The organism is Stenotrophomonas sp. 86156_Sma, assembly GCF_056481625.1.
The window spans coordinates 2,957,743-2,974,040 of the sequence record NZ_CM151157.1 but is presented as its reverse complement, the minus strand read 5'-3'; the positions used below and the strand labels follow the sequence as shown (position 1 = coordinate 2,974,040).

The window sequence follows — 16,298 nt, the reverse complement described above, 5'->3', positions numbered from 1 at the left end:
GGTAGTGCCGGCCGCTGGCCGGCAACCCCGCGATCTTCGGTAGTGCCGGCCGCTGGCCGGCAACACGATAGAAAGAGAACGAAGGCAGAAACCCATGGCAACCCCCCTCGACCGCATCAAGATCCTCGAACCGCGTCATCCCAACCGCAGCACCGGCATCATCAACGGCCGCACCAGCGGCATCCTCAACTGGAACGACATTCCGTACCCGTCGTTCTATCGGGCCTACAAGGAGCTGTCGACCAACTTCTGGATTCCCGATGAGGTCGACATGAAACTCGATGCCCGCCAGTACGGCGAGCTCAACGCACGCGAAAAGAACGCCTACGACTCGATCATCGGCCTGCTCGCCACGCTCGACTCACCGCAGACCCGCTTCATCTACAACGTGGCCGAGTACATCACCGACCCGGCTGCGCATGCCAACGCGGCGATCATCGGCCAGCAGGAAGTGATCCACAACGAGAGCTACAGCTACGTGCTGGCCTCGATCACCGACCTGCCGAACCAGAACCGCATCTTCGAGATCGCCCGCACCCACCCGACCATCATCAAGCGCAACGCACCGATCATGGGCGCGTATGACGACTTCATGCGCGAGAAGACCGCCGAGACCCTGCTGAAGTCGCTGATCCAGTCCTCGATCCTGGAAGGCATCAACTTCTATTCCGGTTTCGCCTACTTCTACAACATGGTGCGGCAGAACCGCATGAACGGCACCGGCAAGATCATCAGCTTCATCAACCGCGACGAGCTGGCGCATACCAAGTTCATCAGCGAGCTGATCCGCGCCATCATCGGCGAGAACCCGGAGCTGCAGACCAACGAGCTGACCGCCTACGTGCACCAGTCGTTCGAGTATGCGATCGAGCTGGAGACGCAGTGGTCGTCGGAGGTGCTGGACGGTATCGACGGCATCGACGTGGACGAGATGGTGCGCTACGTGAAGTATCGCGCCAACAAGATGGCCGGCATGCTCGGCATCGAGCGCCTGTACAGCGACACCACCGACAACGTGATGCCGTGGATCAAGGCCTACGCCGACAACTTCACCGAAACCAAGACCGACTTCTTCGAGATGCGCAATGCAAGTTACAAGAAGACCAACGTCGACAACGGCTTCGACGACCTCTGAGCCCAGCGAATCGCTGAGCATTCTGCTGGTGGTCGCCTCGTTGAGTGGCAACACCCGCGAGCTCGGCCGGCAGATTGCCGAGCGTTGCCGCGCAGCAGGCCACGCCGTGCACTGGCACGAGGCCGACGACCTGCGGCAGGCGCCGCCGCTGGCCGCCGGCGAGGCCGATCTGGTGCTGCTGGGCTGCTGGACCGACAACGCCGGCCGCACGCCGGCGGAGATGAAGGCGTGGGTGGCCGGCATTGCCGAGCGCGGCGAGCGGCCACGGCAGCTGGCGGTGTTCGGTACCGGCGAAACGCAGTGGGGACAGGAGTACTACTGCGGCGCCGTGCACCGGCTGATCCGCTACTTCCGCAGCGACTACCCGCCGCTGGAGATCGAACAGATGCCGCATGGCGTTCGCCATGCCGCGGCCATCGAGGCCTGGACCGACGCGGTCCTGGCCCATTACTGGAGCAACACCGATGCAGATCATCGACGCCACCACGCCTGAGCAGTTCCAGCAGCTGCTGGCCGAACATCCGAGGGTGCTGGTGGATTTCCACAAGGACCAGTGCCCAGGGTGCCGGATGCTGGAGATGTCGCTGCACCGCGTGGCGACCAGCAGTGCAGGGCAGGGCATCACCCTGCTGCGCGTGCAGCTGGAAGTGCTGGGTGAAGCGTTCTTCAGGGGACTGGGGTTGCGGCAGACGCCGACGCTGTCCCTGTTCCGTGACGGCGACGAACGCACCCGCCTGGCCGGGTTCCAGTCGCCGCAGCAGATTGAAGCCGCCATTGCGCTGCATCTGTAGAGCCGAGCCATGCTCGACTGCTGTTCGCGCGGTGATGGAATGAGTCGAGCATGGCTCGACTCTACAAAGGCATCCACGCATGGCGTGGATCTACTGGCGGGATTTGCTTTCTGTAGAGTCGAGCCATGCTCGACTGCTTTGCGCGCGGTGTGCGATGAGTCGAGCATGGCTCGACTCTACAACGGCACCCACACATGGCGTGGATCTACTGGCCGCTGAAGGTATCCACCAGCAGCTTCACGTTCAACGCCACGATCACGAGTGCGATCACCCAGGCGATGCTGCCCAGCCAGCGCGGGGCCACCAGCGCGCCCATCGTCACCTTGTCGGTCACGATCCGCACCAGCGGGATGATCGCGAACGGCAGCTGCATCGACAGCACCACCTGGCTCAGCACCAGCAGCTTCACCGCGCCCTGGTCGCCGAACAGCATGATCACCACCACCACCGGAATGATCGCCAGCGCCCGCGTGATCAGCCGCCGCAGCCACGGCGGCAGACGCAGGTGCAGGAAGCCTTCCATCACGATCTGCCCGGCCAGCGTGGCGGTCACCGTCGAGTTCAGGCCCGAGGCCAGCAGCGCAATCGCAAACAGTGTCGCCGCCGCGCCTACGCCGAGCATGGGCGCCAGCAGCTGGTGCGCCTGCTCGATGTCTTCCACATCAAATCGGCCATTGGCATGGAACACCGCCGCCGCCAGGATCAGGATGCTGGCGTTGATGAACAGTGCCAGGGTCAGTGCAAGGGTGCTGTCGGTCACTGCCCAGCGCAGCGCGCTGCGTCGGCCTTCATCGGTGCGCGGGTAGGCACGGGTCTGCACGATGGACGAGTGCAGATAGAGATTGTGCGGCATCACCGTGGCACCAATGATGCCGATGGCGATGTACAGCGCGTGCGGATCAGTTACCACCTGCGCGCGCGGAATGAAACCGCCCAGCACTTCCATCACCGGCGGTGCGGCCAGCGCGATCTGCACCATGAAGCAGGCGAAGATCACCATCAGCAATGCGATCACGAAAGCTTCCAGCGCACGGAAACCGCGGTTCATCAGCAGCAGCACCAGCAGCGTGTCCAGCGCGGTGATCACCGCGCCCCACAGCAACGGCAGGTCGAACAGCAGCTTCAGCGCGATCGCGGTGCCGATCACCTCGGCCAGGTCGCAGGCGATGATCGCCGCCTCGCACAGCGCCCATAACGCCAGGTTCACCGGCTTCGGGTAGCGGGCACGGCAGGCCTGGGCCAGGTCCATGCCGGTAGCGATGCCGAGCCGCGCCGACAGCGCCTGCAGGATCACCGCCATCAGGTTGGAGATGAGGATGACCGACAGCAGCAGGTAACCGAAGCGCGAACCGCCGGCGAGGTCGGTGGCCCAGTTGCCCGGGTCCATGTAGCCGACCGAGATCATGTAGCCCGGGCCGAGGAAGGCCAGCAGGCGGAACCACCAGTGGCCCTTGTCGGGCACCGCCACCGAGGCGTTGAGCGCACCCAGGCTGGCCGAAGTGGAGGCCGAAGGGTCGCGGGGTGCCAGAGTGCTCATGGGTTCGAATATAGCTCCTGCTATAGTCATTAGCAATGTGAAACAATCGTCTTTATCGCGTTACTGGTCCAGAATTCAGGTTCAACACCGGAACTACCGGAAGGACAGGCGCAGGCGTGGGCAAGACCGACGATTCGACATCGCTGAAAAGCACCCCCCTGATCGAGGCCGAGCGCCAGGTCGAGAGCTTCCGGCAAGTGCGTGAGGCGCACCGTATGGAGCTGGTGGAGGACTATGTCGAGCTGATTTCGGACCTGCTGGCCGACGGCGGCGAGGCCCGCCAGGTCGACATCGCCACCCGCCTGGGCGTGGCCCAGCCCACCGTGGCGAAGATGCTGCGGCGTCTGGCCCGCGACGGTTGGGTGGTGCAGCGACCGTATCGTGGCGTGTTCCTGACCCCGGAAGGCGAGGCGCTGGCGCATGCCAGTCGCCAGCGTCATCAGACCGTGGAGCGTTTCCTGCTGGCGCTGGGCGTGGACCCGGATACCGCACGGCGCGATGCCGAGGGTATCGAGCACCATGTAAGCGAGCAGACGCTGGCGTTGTTCGAAGCGTTCGTGCGCAAGGCCGAGGGCGAGGCGCCGTAACGGTAGCGCCGGGCCATGCCCGGCGGCTGTTCGCGCGGTGATGGAATGAGTCGAGCGTGGCTCGACTCTACAGATCGGGCGGACAATGGGCTTGCTGCTGCGCGCACGCCCGTTTCGTCCATTCCTTCAACACGGGCTGCAGGCCTTCGTAACGCCGGCCTTGCCAGCCATTGGCCAGCACCTTGCCGTCGGCATCGATCAGCACCAGATTCGGCGGTGCCAGCCCGGCCAATGCCTGCAGTGCCGGCATGCGCGCGGCGCGGCGCGGGTCCAGCACCGGCCACGGCATGTCCTGCGCGTGCATGTAGCGGCGCAGCGCGGCCTCGCTCTCATCCAGGCTGACGTACACCACTTCGGTATCGGCGCCGGCCTCGCGCAAGGCGTCACGCACGCTGCGCAGTGTGGGTACGAAGGCATGGCAGGGCGCGCACCAGTCGGCGCCGAAGTACAACGCCACCAGCTTCGGTGGCGATGACCACTGCATCGGTCGCAGCGAGCGCTGTTCCGGCCGCATCAGCGAGGCCGAGACCTGCGCATGCAGGTCCGCAGCCATCGCCGGTGCGGCCAGCAACACGGCACAGGCCAGCAACAACGCTCCTAGTGGATCAGAACGCATAACGCAGGTTGACGTACCACGAGCGCGCGAAGCGCGGCCCGTAGACATAGTCGCTGTCGCGCAGCGCGCCCACTTCCAGATCCTTCTGGCGCTGGTCGAACACGTTCTTGACGCCTGCGGCCACCGACACTTCCTGCTGCGCCTGCGCGCCCAGGTGACGGTGCCAGCGCGCACCCAGATCGGTCACCAGGAATGAACGCGTGCGGTGCAGTTCGCCCAGCCGGTTGTTCAGCACCGACATCGGGCCGGTGTGGCGCAGCGCGACGAAGGTCTCCCACGGCTCGGCCGGCATCCAGCTGAGCTGGGCCAGGCCGGTCCAGCGCGGGGTCTTCAGGTAGTCCCGGCTTTCAATCACGGTGTCGCCGCCGTCGCCGGTGTCGTCGAAGATGCGCTGCGGTTCGCGGAAACGCGAGCGGTACCACGATGCACCCGCGGTCAGGCGCCACTGCGGCGACGGCTGCCAGCCGAGGTTGGTTTCCGCGCCCAGCACGTTGGAACCGGACGCGTTGTAGCGCAGCTGACTGAGCTGTCCGTCATCGCCGCGCTGGATCTCGCCCAGTGCGAAGGTGTCGCGGATGCGCGCATACGAGGCGGTGGCATCCCAGCTCCACACCGGATTGGCCGGGTCAGATCGCCAGTCGAAGCCGAACAGGGTGGTCAACGCGCGCTCTTCCTTCAGGCCGTCGGTGTTGCGCACGCGCACCTGTTCGCCACCCAGCGTATCGACATGCACATCCTCGACGAAGATCTCTGGGGCACGGAAGCCGGTGGCAATGCCGGCGCGCCACTTCAGGTTGGGCGTGGCCTGCCAAGCCAGCGCGATGCGCGGCGAGAACACCGCGCTGTCCAGCTCCGAGCTCTTGTCCACGCGCGCACCCAGCACCAGGTCGACGTTGTCGCGCAGGCTCCACTCGTCCTGGATGAAGGCGCCCAGGTTGTGAAAGGTAGCGTCCTCCAGCACTGCCAGCCGCTGGCCGTCACCGGTGCGGTTGTCGTCGCGCAGCGCCTCGTGCTTGTACTGCACGCCGAAGGCCAGCGCGTGCGCCCCCAACCGCCAGTTCAACTGGCTGTCGATGTAGTGCAGCGGGTTGTGGGTGCGGCCGTACTGGCGCCACGACCGCGAGGCCGCGCTGCCGGCCACGTTCGGGTCCAGCTGCGACGGGTCATAGCCAGGCGCAGACGGATCGGTGACCACGTCGCCCAGGCCGCCATAGAAGCTGTCACGGTCGATGTCGGCGAAGGCATAGGCCAGGCGGAAATCAACGTCGGCATTGATCTCCTGATCCCACGACACGCTGCCGCGCCGGTACTTCGTATCCAGCGATTCGGCGATGTTGGCCAGGTATTCGGGCTGGTCCAGGCGATTGCCGCCGCGGCGGGTTTCATCGGTCACCTGCAGGTCCAGGCGCAGCCGTGTGCCCGGTGTGGGCGCATACCAGGCCTGCAGCCCGCCGACCTTGAGGTTCTTGCGGGTGATCTCGGTGTAGCCGTCAGCGTTGTAGTCGATGCCGCTGTTCCAGTTGCGCTGGGCGATCACCGACAGCCCGGCATCGGCGTCCTTGGCCACCAGGTCCAGCCGCACGTCGGCGTTCTTCTGCGGCGTACCCTTCAAGACATCCACGCCGGCCTGCACATGGCCACCGCTGCGCGCCGGCAGCGGCGGGATCAGGTTGATCACTCCGGCCACCGCGCCCGGGCCGTACAGTGCCGAGCCGCCGCCCTTGACCACTTCGATGCGGTCGACGAAGCCTGCCGGGATCTGTTCCAGGCCGTACACACTGCCCAAGGTGGACAGCAGCGGGATGCCATCGAACAACAGCTGGTTGTAGGCGCCGGGCAGGCCCAGCAGTTGTACTTCGCTGGTGTTGCAGTTCTGGCAGTTGCTTTCCACGCGCAGGCCATTGATCAGTTCGGCGGCACGCGAGAAGTCGGTGGCCGCGCGCAGCGCGATGTCTTCCTTGCGCAGCACTTCGGTGCGGATCGGGACATCGGACAGCAGGCGTTCGCTGCGGGTGGCAGTGCTGACCTTGACCTGCACGCGGTCCAGCTCGGTCGGCTTGGGTGTGGCTGCCAGCACGGGCAACGGCAGGGTCAGGGCGATGGCGGCAGCCAGAGGCAGCCGGCGGGAAAGGGGTCTGGAAACGGGCATGAGGGCGTCGTCCTTGGGAGAGGAAAGGCGGCGAGGGCGACCTGGCTGACGCATATGAAAGCAGAGGGTCATAGATATAGCAATTGCTATATAAATAAGTCCATGCAATCACGAAGCCGAAAGCAGGATCAGAACATCGCGGACGACCATGTTATAACATTACAATTAGGCGCCAGAACCCTGCCGGATGTCATGCCCGGCAGGGTGCGAGGGAAATCGAGGAACGCCGCCCCGGTCTGGCCCCGGGGCGGCGAGGGGATTACCAGGCGGCGCGCAGGCCCACCTGGGCACCGTGGTTGCGATAGCCGCTGTCGCCACGCTGCACACGCAGGTCACCCCATGCGCTCCAGCGTTGGCCTAGCTGCAGCTGGGCACCGGCCTGCACTTCGTAGCGGTTCTCCGGCGTCTTCGCGCTCAACGACTCACTGTTGAAGCGCATGGCCTCATCGCGCTCGCCACGCAGCCAGTTCGCTGCCAGGAACGGCTGCACGCGGTTGCCCTGCAGCGCGCTCTGGCCAAACAGGCGTACGCCGAGGCGGCTGTTGAGGCCGCCGCCGCGACCATCCTCGACCGTGGTGCCATTGCTTTCGATCAGGCTGTCACCGTCGTAGTCGGTCCAGGTCAGCTGCGCCTGCGGCTGCAGGTACAGCGTGCTGGCCTCACTGCTGCGGATGGCCCAGGCGTAACCGGCTTCCAGCGATGCGCTGCGGGTCCTGGAGTCGTAGGTCTCGCGGGTGATGCCTTCGCCCTGCACCTCGTTGTCGAAGCGTGCTGCCTGCAGCCAGCCGTCCACATACAGGCCGGCACTGCTCTGTGCATCCTGCACCCAGCCCAGGTAGACACCGGCCGACTTGCCCTTGACCTTGCCGCGGGTGCCATAACCGCTCAGCGTCGACACCGCCTGCGTGGTCGCCTCGCCGGTGCCCAGCATCACGCCGACCTGGCCACGGCCATCGCCCCAGCGCCAGACATCGCTGCCCAGCTGCAAGGTGTTGATGTGGGTACGGGCATCGACCTGGCCGGCCACGTTCGCCTGCAGCTGGTCACGCCCGGCGCGCACCCAGGTGCCGATGCGGGCGCGGTCGAAGCCGGGCTCGCCGCGGTCATGGCGACGCAGCTGGAACATCTGCACGGCCGCGGCCTGGTTGGCCAGGTAGGCGCCCGGTTCCGGACGCAGCACGGGGACCGGATCGACGGGATTGACCGGATCAATGGGATCGATGGGATCGACCGGGTCCACAGGATCGACCGGATCCACCGGACCAGTGCCCTGGCATTCCGGCAACGCCGGATTGATATCGCACGGGTTGCCGGTATAGGCCGAGGTCAGGTACCAGTTACCGTTGGCGGTGCCGGGCATGCCCTTGCGCAGGAAATACTCGTACATGCCGCCGATGGCGCGGCCCTGCATGGCAAAGGTTGCGGTGGAGGTGCCATCGACCTGCACCAGCGGAATGCCGTTGACGGTCTGCGCACCGGCGCCGTTGATGTTGTTGACCACGATCCGGGTGCTGCCGCTGGCATCGCCGGTGACGTGCACCTTGGAGGTTGGCGCATCATCGCCGGCCATCACCGTATTGAAGTGCAGCGTGCCGCCCTGGCCGACATAGTTGCCGTTGACGGTCAGCTGGCGGAACTCACCCGGCCCGAGCAGGATGTCGCTGCCCGCGCCGAGGGTGAGGTTGCCGACGTTGCTGTCACCGGACAGCATCCAGCGGCCGCCCTGGTCGACGATGACGTCGGCCGGGCCGAGGATGCGGCCGGTGAGGTCGAGGCCGTTGAGCAGGCTGATCTTTGCGGTGGCGGTATCGGCGATGGTGATATCGCCGTTGAGCGTGGAGGTGCGGGCGGTGAAGTCGAGCAGGGCGTTGTCGCGCGCTTCGATCATTACGCCATTGCCGCCGGTAAGCGTGGCGCCGTTCTGAGCGGTGATGCGGACGGTCTCGTCACCGCTGCCGCGGGTGACGAGGATCGCGCTGCCGGCGGTTCCGGTGACCGAGGATCCATCGATTGTCAGTCCCCACTCGCTGAAGTTCTCCGCAAATCTTGTATCGCCGTTGTAGTTGACGGAGATGCCGTTGGTATCCCCTTTGACGGACGTCCCGGCGTTGAGATTGACCGTGGCGCCGGTGACGAGAATTCGGCTGTTGAACAGGGTGGCTTCGCTATCGAGGCGACCACCAGCCGATGCGGCGAAAGAGATGCCTCCTGTTCCGGCGACGGTGCTTCGAATCAATGTCACATGAGAGCGCGGAAGCGCAGAAGCACCCACACTCGTGGACAGCGTGATACGGCCGTCAATATTCGAGTCCTGGATGACGGCGTTGCTGTTGACCAGGCTGTTTATGCCTCCGCCGGTGACCGTAGCGTTCTGGAGTGAAACGGAGGCAGGGGCGTTGTTCGCATAGCGGCCCGTGATCGTGGACGTTCTGGCGTTCTGGACGATCAGCGTTCCACCATTGACGGAGAATGCCTCACCTTCCAGCGCGCTTCCTGACGTGACGGTTACTGTCTGCCCGGGATTGACGGTCGCTGCACCGGTAGAGCCTGCGGCAGTGAAGAGCAATGAGGCGACCACGGCCAGGCCAAGTCGTGAGCGCTCTGGGGGAGTGGACGCAAGCATTGGCGTGAACTGCATCATGCGCATGGGTGTTTCTCCTTGAAGCTTATTGGGGTGGACCCGCATCCGCAGGACCGGAGGCGGCACTGTGCGGATCGGGTCTTGCCTGGGCCATGCAATTAATCTGAAACGACTGCAGCGGCACTTGCCGGATTCAAACCCCGTTCAATAACTCACCAAACTGAATGGAGCGCGTGGTCTGAATAATTCAGCGTGCGTGAGAGCGCAGTGAATGGCGCGTGCAGGATGCTCAAACTGCGCATCTGCAATCCAAATCCGTGACAGCGGCCACAGTTCATCGGCGCTGTGGCGCTGCGTGGCGGGCTTCATGGAGCTGAGGCGGGTCAGAGCCCTTTCCTCTGGAAAGGGATCCGACCCAGGGGCCTCGATCAGCCGCGGCGGAACGCGGCGGGGGTACGGGCGCCGACGATGATCATGCGGATCATCGTGGAGATCTGTTCGACCAGCTCCGGATCCTTCTCCGGCGGCAGGTCCATGGCGGTGGCACCCATCGCGAACACCAGCCGGGTGATGGCCTTGGCCACCAGTTCCGGGGCATGCAGTACGGCGCCATCCAGTGCGGCCAGGCGCACCAGGTCGTGCTGCAGCTCTTCCTCGAAATAGTGCAGCTCGCGTTCGACCGCGTGCTTGAAGTCGTCCGAGCCGACTGCGCCCTCGCGCAGCAGCACGTGCAGCAGCTTGTCGTCGGCGCGCAGCTGTTCCATGAAGGTCTCCACCGAGACCCGCACCACGCTGGTGGCGGTGGAGGTGGCGCGCTGCCGGGCCTCGCCGATGATGGTGCGCAGCGAGCGGCCGGCCGCATCGATGAGCGCCACGGCCAGTTCGTCCATGTCGCGGAACTGCCGGTAGAAGCTGTTCGGCGCGATGCCGGCCTCACGTGCCACTTCGCGCAGGCTGAGCGTGGACAGGCTGCGGTGCGGCCCGATCAGTTTCAGGGCAGCAGCCAGCAGATCCTCGCGGCTCACCGTACGGCGGGCCGGGCTGTTGGCATCTTCGGGCGTCGACAAGGCGGTGGCGGCGGCCATGGGGGTTCCGGTGGGGCGAGGCTGAATCATACCCAATCCGGTTCAATATACACATGTATACACAGGTGTATGTGCGCCCGTATAGTGCGCACATGAGCGCTGTCGTCCGTCCGTCCCTGTTCTCTCCGTACCGCTGGGTCTCGCCGTCGCTGTTCGATTTCTGGGCGGGCCAGCTCAATCCCCTGTGGACCCTGCGCGAGCCGGTGGCCCGCCTTGTCCGGCGCGAGCCGGCCGGGGAGGGCGCGGCGACCCTGGTCCTGCGCACCAACCGGCACTGGGCCGGCATGCGCGCAGGCCAGCACGTCACCCTCGGCGTCGAGATTGAAGGACGCCTGTGGCAGCGCAGCTACAGCCCCACCGCACTGGGTCGGCGCCAGCTGGCGATCACCGTCAAGGCGGTCGATGGCGGCCGGGTCAGCCAGCATCTGGTCAATCATGCGCAGCCGGGCGAACTGTTCCGCCTCAATGCCGCCTTCGGCGAATTCCATATGCCGGCCGCGGCGCCAGTGCTGCTGCTGGCGGCCGGCAGTGGCATCACGCCGATGCGCAGCCTGCTGCGCGACACCTGCCAGCGTCCGCTGGCGGCGCCGCTGGACCTGTTCTACTGGGAGCGCACCGCTGCCCATCTGCAGTTCCGTGATGAACTGCAGGCGCTGGCCGCAGCGCATCCGAACCTGCGCGTGCATCTGCTGACCACCCGCGAGGGTGAGGCGCCGGCCGCGCGTGTCGATACCCATGATCTGCAGGTGGCCGGCGATGACACGCCGTTGGCGCAGCGCCATGTGCTGGCCTGCGGCCCGGACGGCTTCGTTGCCGCTGCGCGCGAGCGTCTGGCGCACCAGGTGGCCGGTTTCCAGGCCGAAGCGTTCACACCGCCGGCGCCGCTGCGCGATGCCAGCAGCGAAGGTGAGGTGTCGCTGACGCTTGCGCGCAGTGGCCGCCAATTGAGCGTGCCGCGTGGCCGCTCGCTGCTGGAAAGCCTCGAAGCCCACGGCATCAAGCCCAAACACGGCTGCCGCATGGGTATCTGCAACAGCTGCAGCTGTGACCGCGTCAGTGGCGCCACCCGCCACCTGCGCACCGGCGACCTGCAGTCCGAATCGGCACAGCCGGTGCGGATCTGCGTGAGCGCACCGACCACCGACCTGACCCTGGATCTCTGAGGACGCCTGCCATGACCCGCGCTACCGACCGTGCCCTGAGTACTGCCGAGATGCATGCCTTCGGTGAGGAACTCGACGCGATCCGCGACCGTGTGATCGGCAGTCTCGGCGCCTCCGATACCCGCTACATCCGCCGCGTGGCCGCCGCCGTGCGCTGGTTCGGCGTGGGTGGCCGTGGCCTGCTGTTCCTGGCGGCGTTCTCGCCACTGTTCTGGATGCCGCTGCTGTGGCCGGCCGCGATCACCGGCACGCTGCTGCTGGCGCTGTCGAAGATCCTGGAGAACATGGAGCTGGGCCACAACGTCATGCACGGCCAGTTCGACTGGACCGGCGACCCCAAGCTCAACGGCAACACCTACGAGTGGGACATCGTTGCCACCGCCGACAACTGGCGCAAGACCCACAATTTCCGCCACCACACCTACACCAACGTGCGTGGCATGGACGATGACATCGGCTACGGCCTGCTGCGCATCTTCCCGGAACAGCGCTGGAAGCCGTTCTACCTGCTGCAGCCGATCATCGCGCCGATCTTCGCGCTGCTGTTCCAGTGGGGCGTGGCCGCGCAGGACCTGCGCCTCGGCCGCTGGCTGAAGGGCCGCATCAGTGGCCGTGCGATGTGGATGCAGACCCGCCCGGTGGCGCGCAAGATGCTGCGCCAGGTGCTGAAGGACTACGTGTTCTTCCCGCTGCTGGCCGGTCCGTTCTTCCTCACGGTGATGCTGGGCAACCTGGTCGCCAACGGCCTGCGCAACATCTGGACCTACGTGATCATCTTCTGCGGGCACTTCACCGCCGAATCGGAAACCTTCCCGAAGGAGTGCCTGCGCAATGAGTCGCGCGGTCACTGGTACCTGCGCCAGCTGCGCGGTTCGTCGAACATCAGTGGCGGTTTCCTGATCAACGTGCTGTCGGGCAACCTCAGCCACCAGATCGAGCACCACTTCTATCCGGACCTGCCGGCCAACCGCTATGCGGCCATCGCCAAGGAAGTGAAGGACATCTGCCGCCGTTACGGCCAGCACTACAACAACGGCTCGCTGCCGCGCCAGTTCGGCCAGGTGGTCTGGCGCATCCTGCGCCACGCGTTCCCGAGCAAGCCGCGCCGCCTGCCGATGTCGGACATCATGTCCGCACCGGCATCGGCCAACGCGGGCTGATCGACTCAGCCCGCTTTCGCCAGATCCGCCTGCTCGCGGTCCAGGCGTCGCAGGAACACCTGCATTTCCTTGCGTGCCTGCTGGTCGCCCTTGCTGCCGGCCACGCTCAGCCCGCGTTGCCACGCTTCGCGCGCCGCCTGCGGCTGGCCACTGGCCAGCCAGGCCTTGCCCAGCAGCTTCCACGCCGCCGAATACTGCGGATCAAGGACCACGCAACGGCCCAGATGGGTCGCTGCGCGCACCGGGTTGCCGGCATCCAGCCAGCCCTTGCCCAGGCCGAAGCGCAGCAGCGCGCCGTCCTTGCCGCTGGCGAGCATGCATTCCAGAGCCTCGATGTTCATCAGCGCACCTCCACCAGCAGCTCGGCCGGTCCCGGCTGGAAGCGGCCGCGATGGAACAGCAGTGGCGCGCCGCCGTTCTCGTGCACTTCGATGATGCGGCCGGCCAGCAGCAGGTGATCGCCCACCGGCCACTGCGCATGGCGGGTGCAGGTGAGGTGCGCTACCGCACCGGCGATGCGTGGCGGGGCGTCCTCGTCGTCATCCAGCAATGCCAGACCGTCGAAGCGGTTGCGTACCTGCGGATCGGCAAAGCGCCGGGCCAGTGCTTCCTGGTCGGCCGCCAGCACGCTGATCGCAAAGCGGGTGGCGCGCTGGAAGGTGGAAAGACTCTGCGCGTGCAACGCCAGGTTCCACAGCACCAGTGGCGGCTGCAATGACACCGGCACGAACGAATTGATGGTCAGGCCGATGGGCTTGCCCTGCGCATCGCGCGCGCAGACGATGGCCACGCCGGTAGGAAAGTGGCCGAGCAGCCGCCGCAGGGCACGGGGCGGCATCTCGACCGACGGCACCGGGGCCGGGGCGGGGAAGACCCCCGCCCACGGCCCGGCGTACGGCAGTGTCTCGCCGCTCATGAGGCCCGGGCCTGGCGGTAGCGCCGGCCGACCTCGGCCCAGTTGATGATGTTGAAGAACGCACCGATGTAGTCCGGGCGGCGGTTCTGGTAGTGCAGGTAGTAGGCGTGTTCCCAGACGTCCAGTGCGAGGATCGGGGTATTGCCGGACAGGCCGACCGTTGCACCCATCAGCGGGCTGTCCTGGTTGGCGCTGCTTTCGACTTGCAGGCGGCCGTCGCGATCGCTGGTCAGCCAGGCCCAGCCACTGCCGAAGCGGGTCTGCGCGGCCTTGGTGAAGGCCTCCTTGAAGGCATCGAAGCCACCCAGATCGCGGTTGATGGCGGCGGCCAGCTCATCATCGGGCGTGCCGCCGTTGGCGCTGAGCACGGTCCAGAACAGGCTGTGGTTGGCGTGGCCACCGCCGTTGTTGCGGACTGCGCCACGCTGCGCCTCCGGCACGGCATCGAGGTTGGCGATCAGCGCCTCGACCGGCTGTTCGGCGAGGCCGGCCTGCTCGATGGCGGCATTGAGGTTGTTGACGTAGGTCTGGTGGTGCTTGCTGTGGTGGATCTCCATCGTGCGCGCATCGAAATGCGGCTCGAGGGCGTCATAGGCATAGGGGAGCGGGGGAAGCGAGTACGACATCGAAGCAATCTCCGTGGGGAAGGCCAGAGGGGGCTGGCCGTGGGGAGACTGTTATCGCACCTCAACATTGGTTGAGGTCAATAGATCAAGAGGTCAAGGCCGAGGCATGGTAGTGCCGGCCGCTGGCCGGCATTCAGCGACGGTCGGGTTGCCGGCCAGCGGCCGGCACTACCAGAACCCGCTTTCCGAACCCTCACCGGCGCGCTGATGCGCTGCCCGCGCTCGCAGGAAACTGTCAGGAGGGGGCGGGGGCCGCTGGACAGGACCGTTGGCGCCAAGGATGGCGCCATCGAGCACCATGGAGGGGCTTTTGCGTGTCCTGGCCAGCGGCCCCCGCCCCCTCCCACACGGATCAACAAAAGCGCCGGCAGGCGAACCCGCCGCCAGCGCTTTCATCAACTCAGCTCAACCAGTCCTTGCACGCGCCATCCACCTGGTCACCGCATGCCTGCTGCATCCGCTGCTGCAGCCGTGCCAGCGTCTCCGCACCCTGGTGCTTGCCGCTCCACGCCTTCAACTGCCCGGCCAGGCGCTCGAAACGCTGGCGGGTACGCTGGTGGTAACCCGACGGCTGTGCCTCCAGCTCGGCGATCAGCGACGCGGTGGCCTGCTCGATGCGCGGTGCATCGTCCGGCGCCAGCTTCAGCAGGCCTTCCACGTACAGCACGCCCCATTGCACGCGGGTGGCCGGGCCCTGCGCACCATCGTAGGCGCGCTTCAACCACTCCAGCGCCCCGGCGGTGTCGCCGCGTTGCTCGGCCAGTTCGGCCAGTTCGGGCATGTAGTAGTACGGCTGCTCGCTGCGCTTCAGCTCGGCCAGCAACAGTGCCTCGGCACCCGCGTCGTCCCCTACCTCGCGCAACGCGTACACCGCGCTGCTGATCGTGGCCTGGCGTGCATGCGCATCGGTGGCGGCGGCATCGGCAGCGGCCACGCGCTGCTTGACCCGCTCGACCAGCGCCGCGGGCAGTGCGCCCTTGGGCTGCTGCTGGCGGGCCAGCGATACTTCGGTCAGCGCACGCGACAACGCGTCGTCGGCGCGATCACCGCGCTCGGCATCGGCGCGCTCCAGTGCGACCAGCAATTGCTGGCCCAAGGTGTTGGACGTGGCCGGGCCTGCACTGGCCTGCTTGACCAGCTGCACGCCTGCATAGCCGAGCAATTCACGGTTGCGGCGCACTTCCGCCGGTTGTGCCAGTACGGCCTGCAGCAGCTCGCGCACTTCGGTGGGCGAGGCATCGGGCTTTTCGGCTGTAGCCAGAGCCAGCAGGGCGAAACGGCGCTGCAGGGCGGCGTCGGGTGCCGCCTTGGACAACTGGCGCAGCACGTCCTGGCTCCTGCGCTCGCCGGCCAGGCGGTTGGCGTCCACTTCCCAGCCGTAGTCGCCCAGCACCTGCCAGTCTTCGGCGGCCAGTCGGTCCGGTGTTGCCAGTGCGGTGGCCAGGGTGGCGGCAACAGCACTGCGGCGGCCTGCAGCGACGGTCAGGGCCCGGGTCAGTTCGGCGGCGTCATTGCCACCCGCCACGCGGGTGATTTCGTTGCGCTGTGGGTCCAGCACGATCAGGGTCGGATAGCCGCGTACGCCGAAGCGTTCGCCCCAGGCCTGCGCACCTTCCTCGTCGCCATCCAGGTAGACGGGAACGAATTTGCTGGTCAGCGCGATGAAGGCCGGGTCCTTGAACAGGCCCGCCTTGAGCTGGTTGCATGGCGGGCACCAGACCGCACCCCAGTACAGCAGCACCGGCTTGCCGCTGTCGGCGGCTTCGGCGAAGGCATCGTCCACATCGCCCTGGCGCCAGGCGATGGCGGATGCCGGCGCGGGTGCCTCGGCAGAGTTGGCGGTGGATACCGGGGCCGGGGTGCAGGCGCTCAGCGCCGAAGCCAGCAGCAACACGGAAAGCGCGACGCGCATCGGCAGCATCTCGAAGGGCAGGGTGACAGGCCATTGTAGG

General features: G+C 66.3%; 15 protein-coding genes. 6 read left to right on the top strand and 9 right to left on the bottom strand.

All coding sequences use genetic code 11. The features are described from left to right. Positions 1–94: 94 nt before the first annotated feature. Genes ACZK33_RS13795 through ACZK33_RS13785 form a run of 3 tightly spaced genes read left to right on the top strand, consistent with a single transcriptional unit; the run spans position 95 to position 1,926 of the window. Complete coding sequence (locus ACZK33_RS13795; protein ID WP_423174900.1) at positions 95–1,135, top strand: ribonucleotide-diphosphate reductase subunit beta; 1,041 nt, start codon at positions 95–97, stop codon at positions 1,133–1,135. A gap of 25 nt (positions 1,136–1,160) precedes the next feature. Further along, positions 1,161–1,628: a flavodoxin gene (locus tag ACZK33_RS13790; protein ID WP_080356501.1), complete on the top strand. Its 468-nt coding sequence runs from the start codon at positions 1,161–1,163 to the stop codon at positions 1,626–1,628. Next, the gene (locus ACZK33_RS13785; RefSeq protein WP_032130003.1) at positions 1,600–1,926 is read left to right on the top strand and encodes a thioredoxin family protein; all 327 of its coding nucleotides are present in this window, start codon (positions 1,600–1,602) and stop codon (positions 1,924–1,926) included. The genes ACZK33_RS13790 and ACZK33_RS13785 overlap by 29 nt, the downstream gene beginning before the upstream one ends. Before the next feature lie 205 nt (positions 1,927–2,131). On the opposite strand, the gene ACZK33_RS13780 is transcribed toward ACZK33_RS13785, so the two are convergent. Then, positions 2,132–3,463 carry an Nramp family divalent metal transporter gene (locus ACZK33_RS13780; RefSeq protein ID WP_423174899.1) on the bottom strand — a complete coding sequence of 444 codons (1,332 nt, stop codon included), beginning with the start codon at positions 3,461–3,463 and terminating at the stop codon, positions 2,132–2,134. A 116-nt stretch (positions 3,464–3,579) separates the two neighbouring features. Here ACZK33_RS13780 and mntR point away from each other — a divergent pair, with 116 nt between their 5' ends. Further along, complete coding sequence (mntR, locus tag ACZK33_RS13775) at positions 3,580–4,050, top strand: manganese-binding transcriptional regulator MntR (protein WP_006372477.1); 471 nt, start codon at positions 3,580–3,582, stop codon at positions 4,048–4,050. A 67-nt stretch (positions 4,051–4,117) separates the two neighbouring features. Here the strand turns inward: mntR and ACZK33_RS13770 are convergent, their stop codons facing one another. From ACZK33_RS13770 to fabR, 4 genes are all read right to left on the bottom strand, one after another. Next, entirely contained in the window at positions 4,118–4,666 is a 549-nt protein-coding gene (locus ACZK33_RS13770) for a thioredoxin-like domain-containing protein (protein ID WP_423174898.1), read from the bottom strand. Further along, a complete protein-coding gene (locus ACZK33_RS13765) occupies positions 4,656–6,815 on the bottom strand; it encodes a TonB-dependent receptor plug domain-containing protein (RefSeq protein ID WP_423174897.1) in 2,160 nt (719 codons plus the stop codon). Before ACZK33_RS13765 ends, ACZK33_RS13770 begins: the two co-directional genes overlap by 11 nt. A gap of 259 nt (positions 6,816–7,074) precedes the next feature. Then, complete coding sequence (locus tag ACZK33_RS13760; protein ID WP_423174925.1) at positions 7,075–9,438, bottom strand: autotransporter family protein; 2,364 nt, start codon at positions 9,436–9,438, stop codon at positions 7,075–7,077. Between the two features lie 386 nt (positions 9,439–9,824). Further along, the gene (gene fabR, locus ACZK33_RS13755; RefSeq protein ID WP_005409961.1) at positions 9,825–10,481 is read right to left on the bottom strand and encodes an HTH-type transcriptional repressor FabR; all 657 of its coding nucleotides are present in this window, start codon (positions 10,479–10,481) and stop codon (positions 9,825–9,827) included. Between the two features lie 92 nt (positions 10,482–10,573). Here fabR and ACZK33_RS13750 point away from each other — a divergent pair, with 92 nt between their 5' ends. Together ACZK33_RS13750 and ACZK33_RS13745 are read left to right on the top strand one after the other, a co-directional pair. Beyond that, a complete protein-coding gene (locus ACZK33_RS13750) occupies positions 10,574–11,644 on the top strand; it encodes a ferredoxin reductase (protein WP_423174896.1) in 1,071 nt (356 codons plus the stop codon). Positions 11,645–11,655: 11 nt separating this feature from the next. Next, positions 11,656–12,804 carry a fatty acid desaturase family protein gene (locus ACZK33_RS13745; RefSeq protein ID WP_088026244.1) on the top strand — a complete coding sequence of 383 codons (1,149 nt, stop codon included), beginning with the start codon at positions 11,656–11,658 and terminating at the stop codon, positions 12,802–12,804. A 5-nt stretch (positions 12,805–12,809) separates the two neighbouring features. Here ACZK33_RS13745 and ACZK33_RS13740 read toward each other — a convergent pair whose 3' ends face one another. The 4 genes from ACZK33_RS13740 to ACZK33_RS13725 all read right to left on the bottom strand — a co-directional run bounded on the left by ACZK33_RS13740 (position 12,810) and on the right by ACZK33_RS13725 (position 16,267). Then, positions 12,810–13,145: a tetratricopeptide repeat protein gene (locus ACZK33_RS13740; RefSeq protein ID WP_032129997.1), complete on the bottom strand. Its 336-nt coding sequence runs from the start codon at positions 13,143–13,145 to the stop codon at positions 12,810–12,812. Next, the gene (locus tag ACZK33_RS13735; RefSeq protein ID WP_033833194.1) at positions 13,145–13,720 is read right to left on the bottom strand and encodes a flavin reductase family protein; all 576 of its coding nucleotides are present in this window, start codon (positions 13,718–13,720) and stop codon (positions 13,145–13,147) included. The genes ACZK33_RS13740 and ACZK33_RS13735 overlap by 1 nt, the downstream gene beginning before the upstream one ends. Continuing rightward, positions 13,717–14,346 carry a superoxide dismutase gene (locus ACZK33_RS13730; protein WP_423174895.1) on the bottom strand — a complete coding sequence of 210 codons (630 nt, stop codon included), beginning with the start codon at positions 14,344–14,346 and terminating at the stop codon, positions 13,717–13,719. The genes ACZK33_RS13735 and ACZK33_RS13730 overlap by 4 nt, the downstream gene beginning before the upstream one ends. Before the next feature lie 400 nt (positions 14,347–14,746). Further along, positions 14,747–16,267: a thioredoxin family protein gene (locus ACZK33_RS13725; RefSeq protein ID WP_132810301.1), complete on the bottom strand. Its 1,521-nt coding sequence runs from the start codon at positions 16,265–16,267 to the stop codon at positions 14,747–14,749. Positions 16,268–16,298 lie beyond the last annotated feature (31 nt).

What these genes read in the sequence shown, in the direction of transcription:
- ACZK33_RS13730 (WP_423174895.1), bottom strand. Translation starts at nt 14,346, where the DNA reads ATGTCGTACTCGCTTCCCCCGCTCCCCTATGCCTATGACGCCCTCGAG.
- ACZK33_RS13735 (WP_033833194.1), bottom strand. Translation starts at nt 13,720, where the DNA reads ATGAGCGGCGAGACACTGCCGTACGCCGGGCCGTGGGCGGGGGTCTTC.
- ACZK33_RS13780 (WP_423174899.1), bottom strand. Translation starts at nt 3,463, where the DNA reads ATGAGCACTCTGGCACCCCGCGACCCTTCGGCCTCCACTTCGGCCAGC.
- ACZK33_RS13750 (WP_423174896.1), top strand. Translation starts at nt 10,574, where the DNA reads ATGAGCGCTGTCGTCCGTCCGTCCCTGTTCTCTCCGTACCGCTGGGTC.
- ACZK33_RS13745 (WP_088026244.1), top strand. Translation starts at nt 11,656, where the DNA reads ATGACCCGCGCTACCGACCGTGCCCTGAGTACTGCCGAGATGCATGCC.
- ACZK33_RS13760 (WP_423174925.1), bottom strand. Translation starts at nt 9,438, where the DNA reads ATGCTTGCGTCCACTCCCCCAGAGCGCTCACGACTTGGCCTGGCCGTG.
- fabR (WP_005409961.1), bottom strand. Translation starts at nt 10,481, where the DNA reads ATGGCCGCCGCCACCGCCTTGTCGACGCCCGAAGATGCCAACAGCCCG.
- ACZK33_RS13795 (WP_423174900.1), top strand. Translation starts at nt 95, where the DNA reads ATGGCAACCCCCCTCGACCGCATCAAGATCCTCGAACCGCGTCATCCC.
- ACZK33_RS13785 (WP_032130003.1), top strand. Translation starts at nt 1,600, where the DNA reads ATGCAGATCATCGACGCCACCACGCCTGAGCAGTTCCAGCAGCTGCTG.
- ACZK33_RS13725 (WP_132810301.1), bottom strand. Translation starts at nt 16,267, where the DNA reads ATGCTGCCGATGCGCGTCGCGCTTTCCGTGTTGCTGCTGGCTTCGGCG.
- ACZK33_RS13740 (WP_032129997.1), bottom strand. Translation starts at nt 13,145, where the DNA reads ATGAACATCGAGGCTCTGGAATGCATGCTCGCCAGCGGCAAGGACGGC.
- ACZK33_RS13770 (WP_423174898.1), bottom strand. Translation starts at nt 4,666, where the DNA reads ATGCGTTCTGATCCACTAGGAGCGTTGTTGCTGGCCTGTGCCGTGTTG.
- ACZK33_RS13765 (WP_423174897.1), bottom strand. Translation starts at nt 6,815, where the DNA reads ATGCCCGTTTCCAGACCCCTTTCCCGCCGGCTGCCTCTGGCTGCCGCC.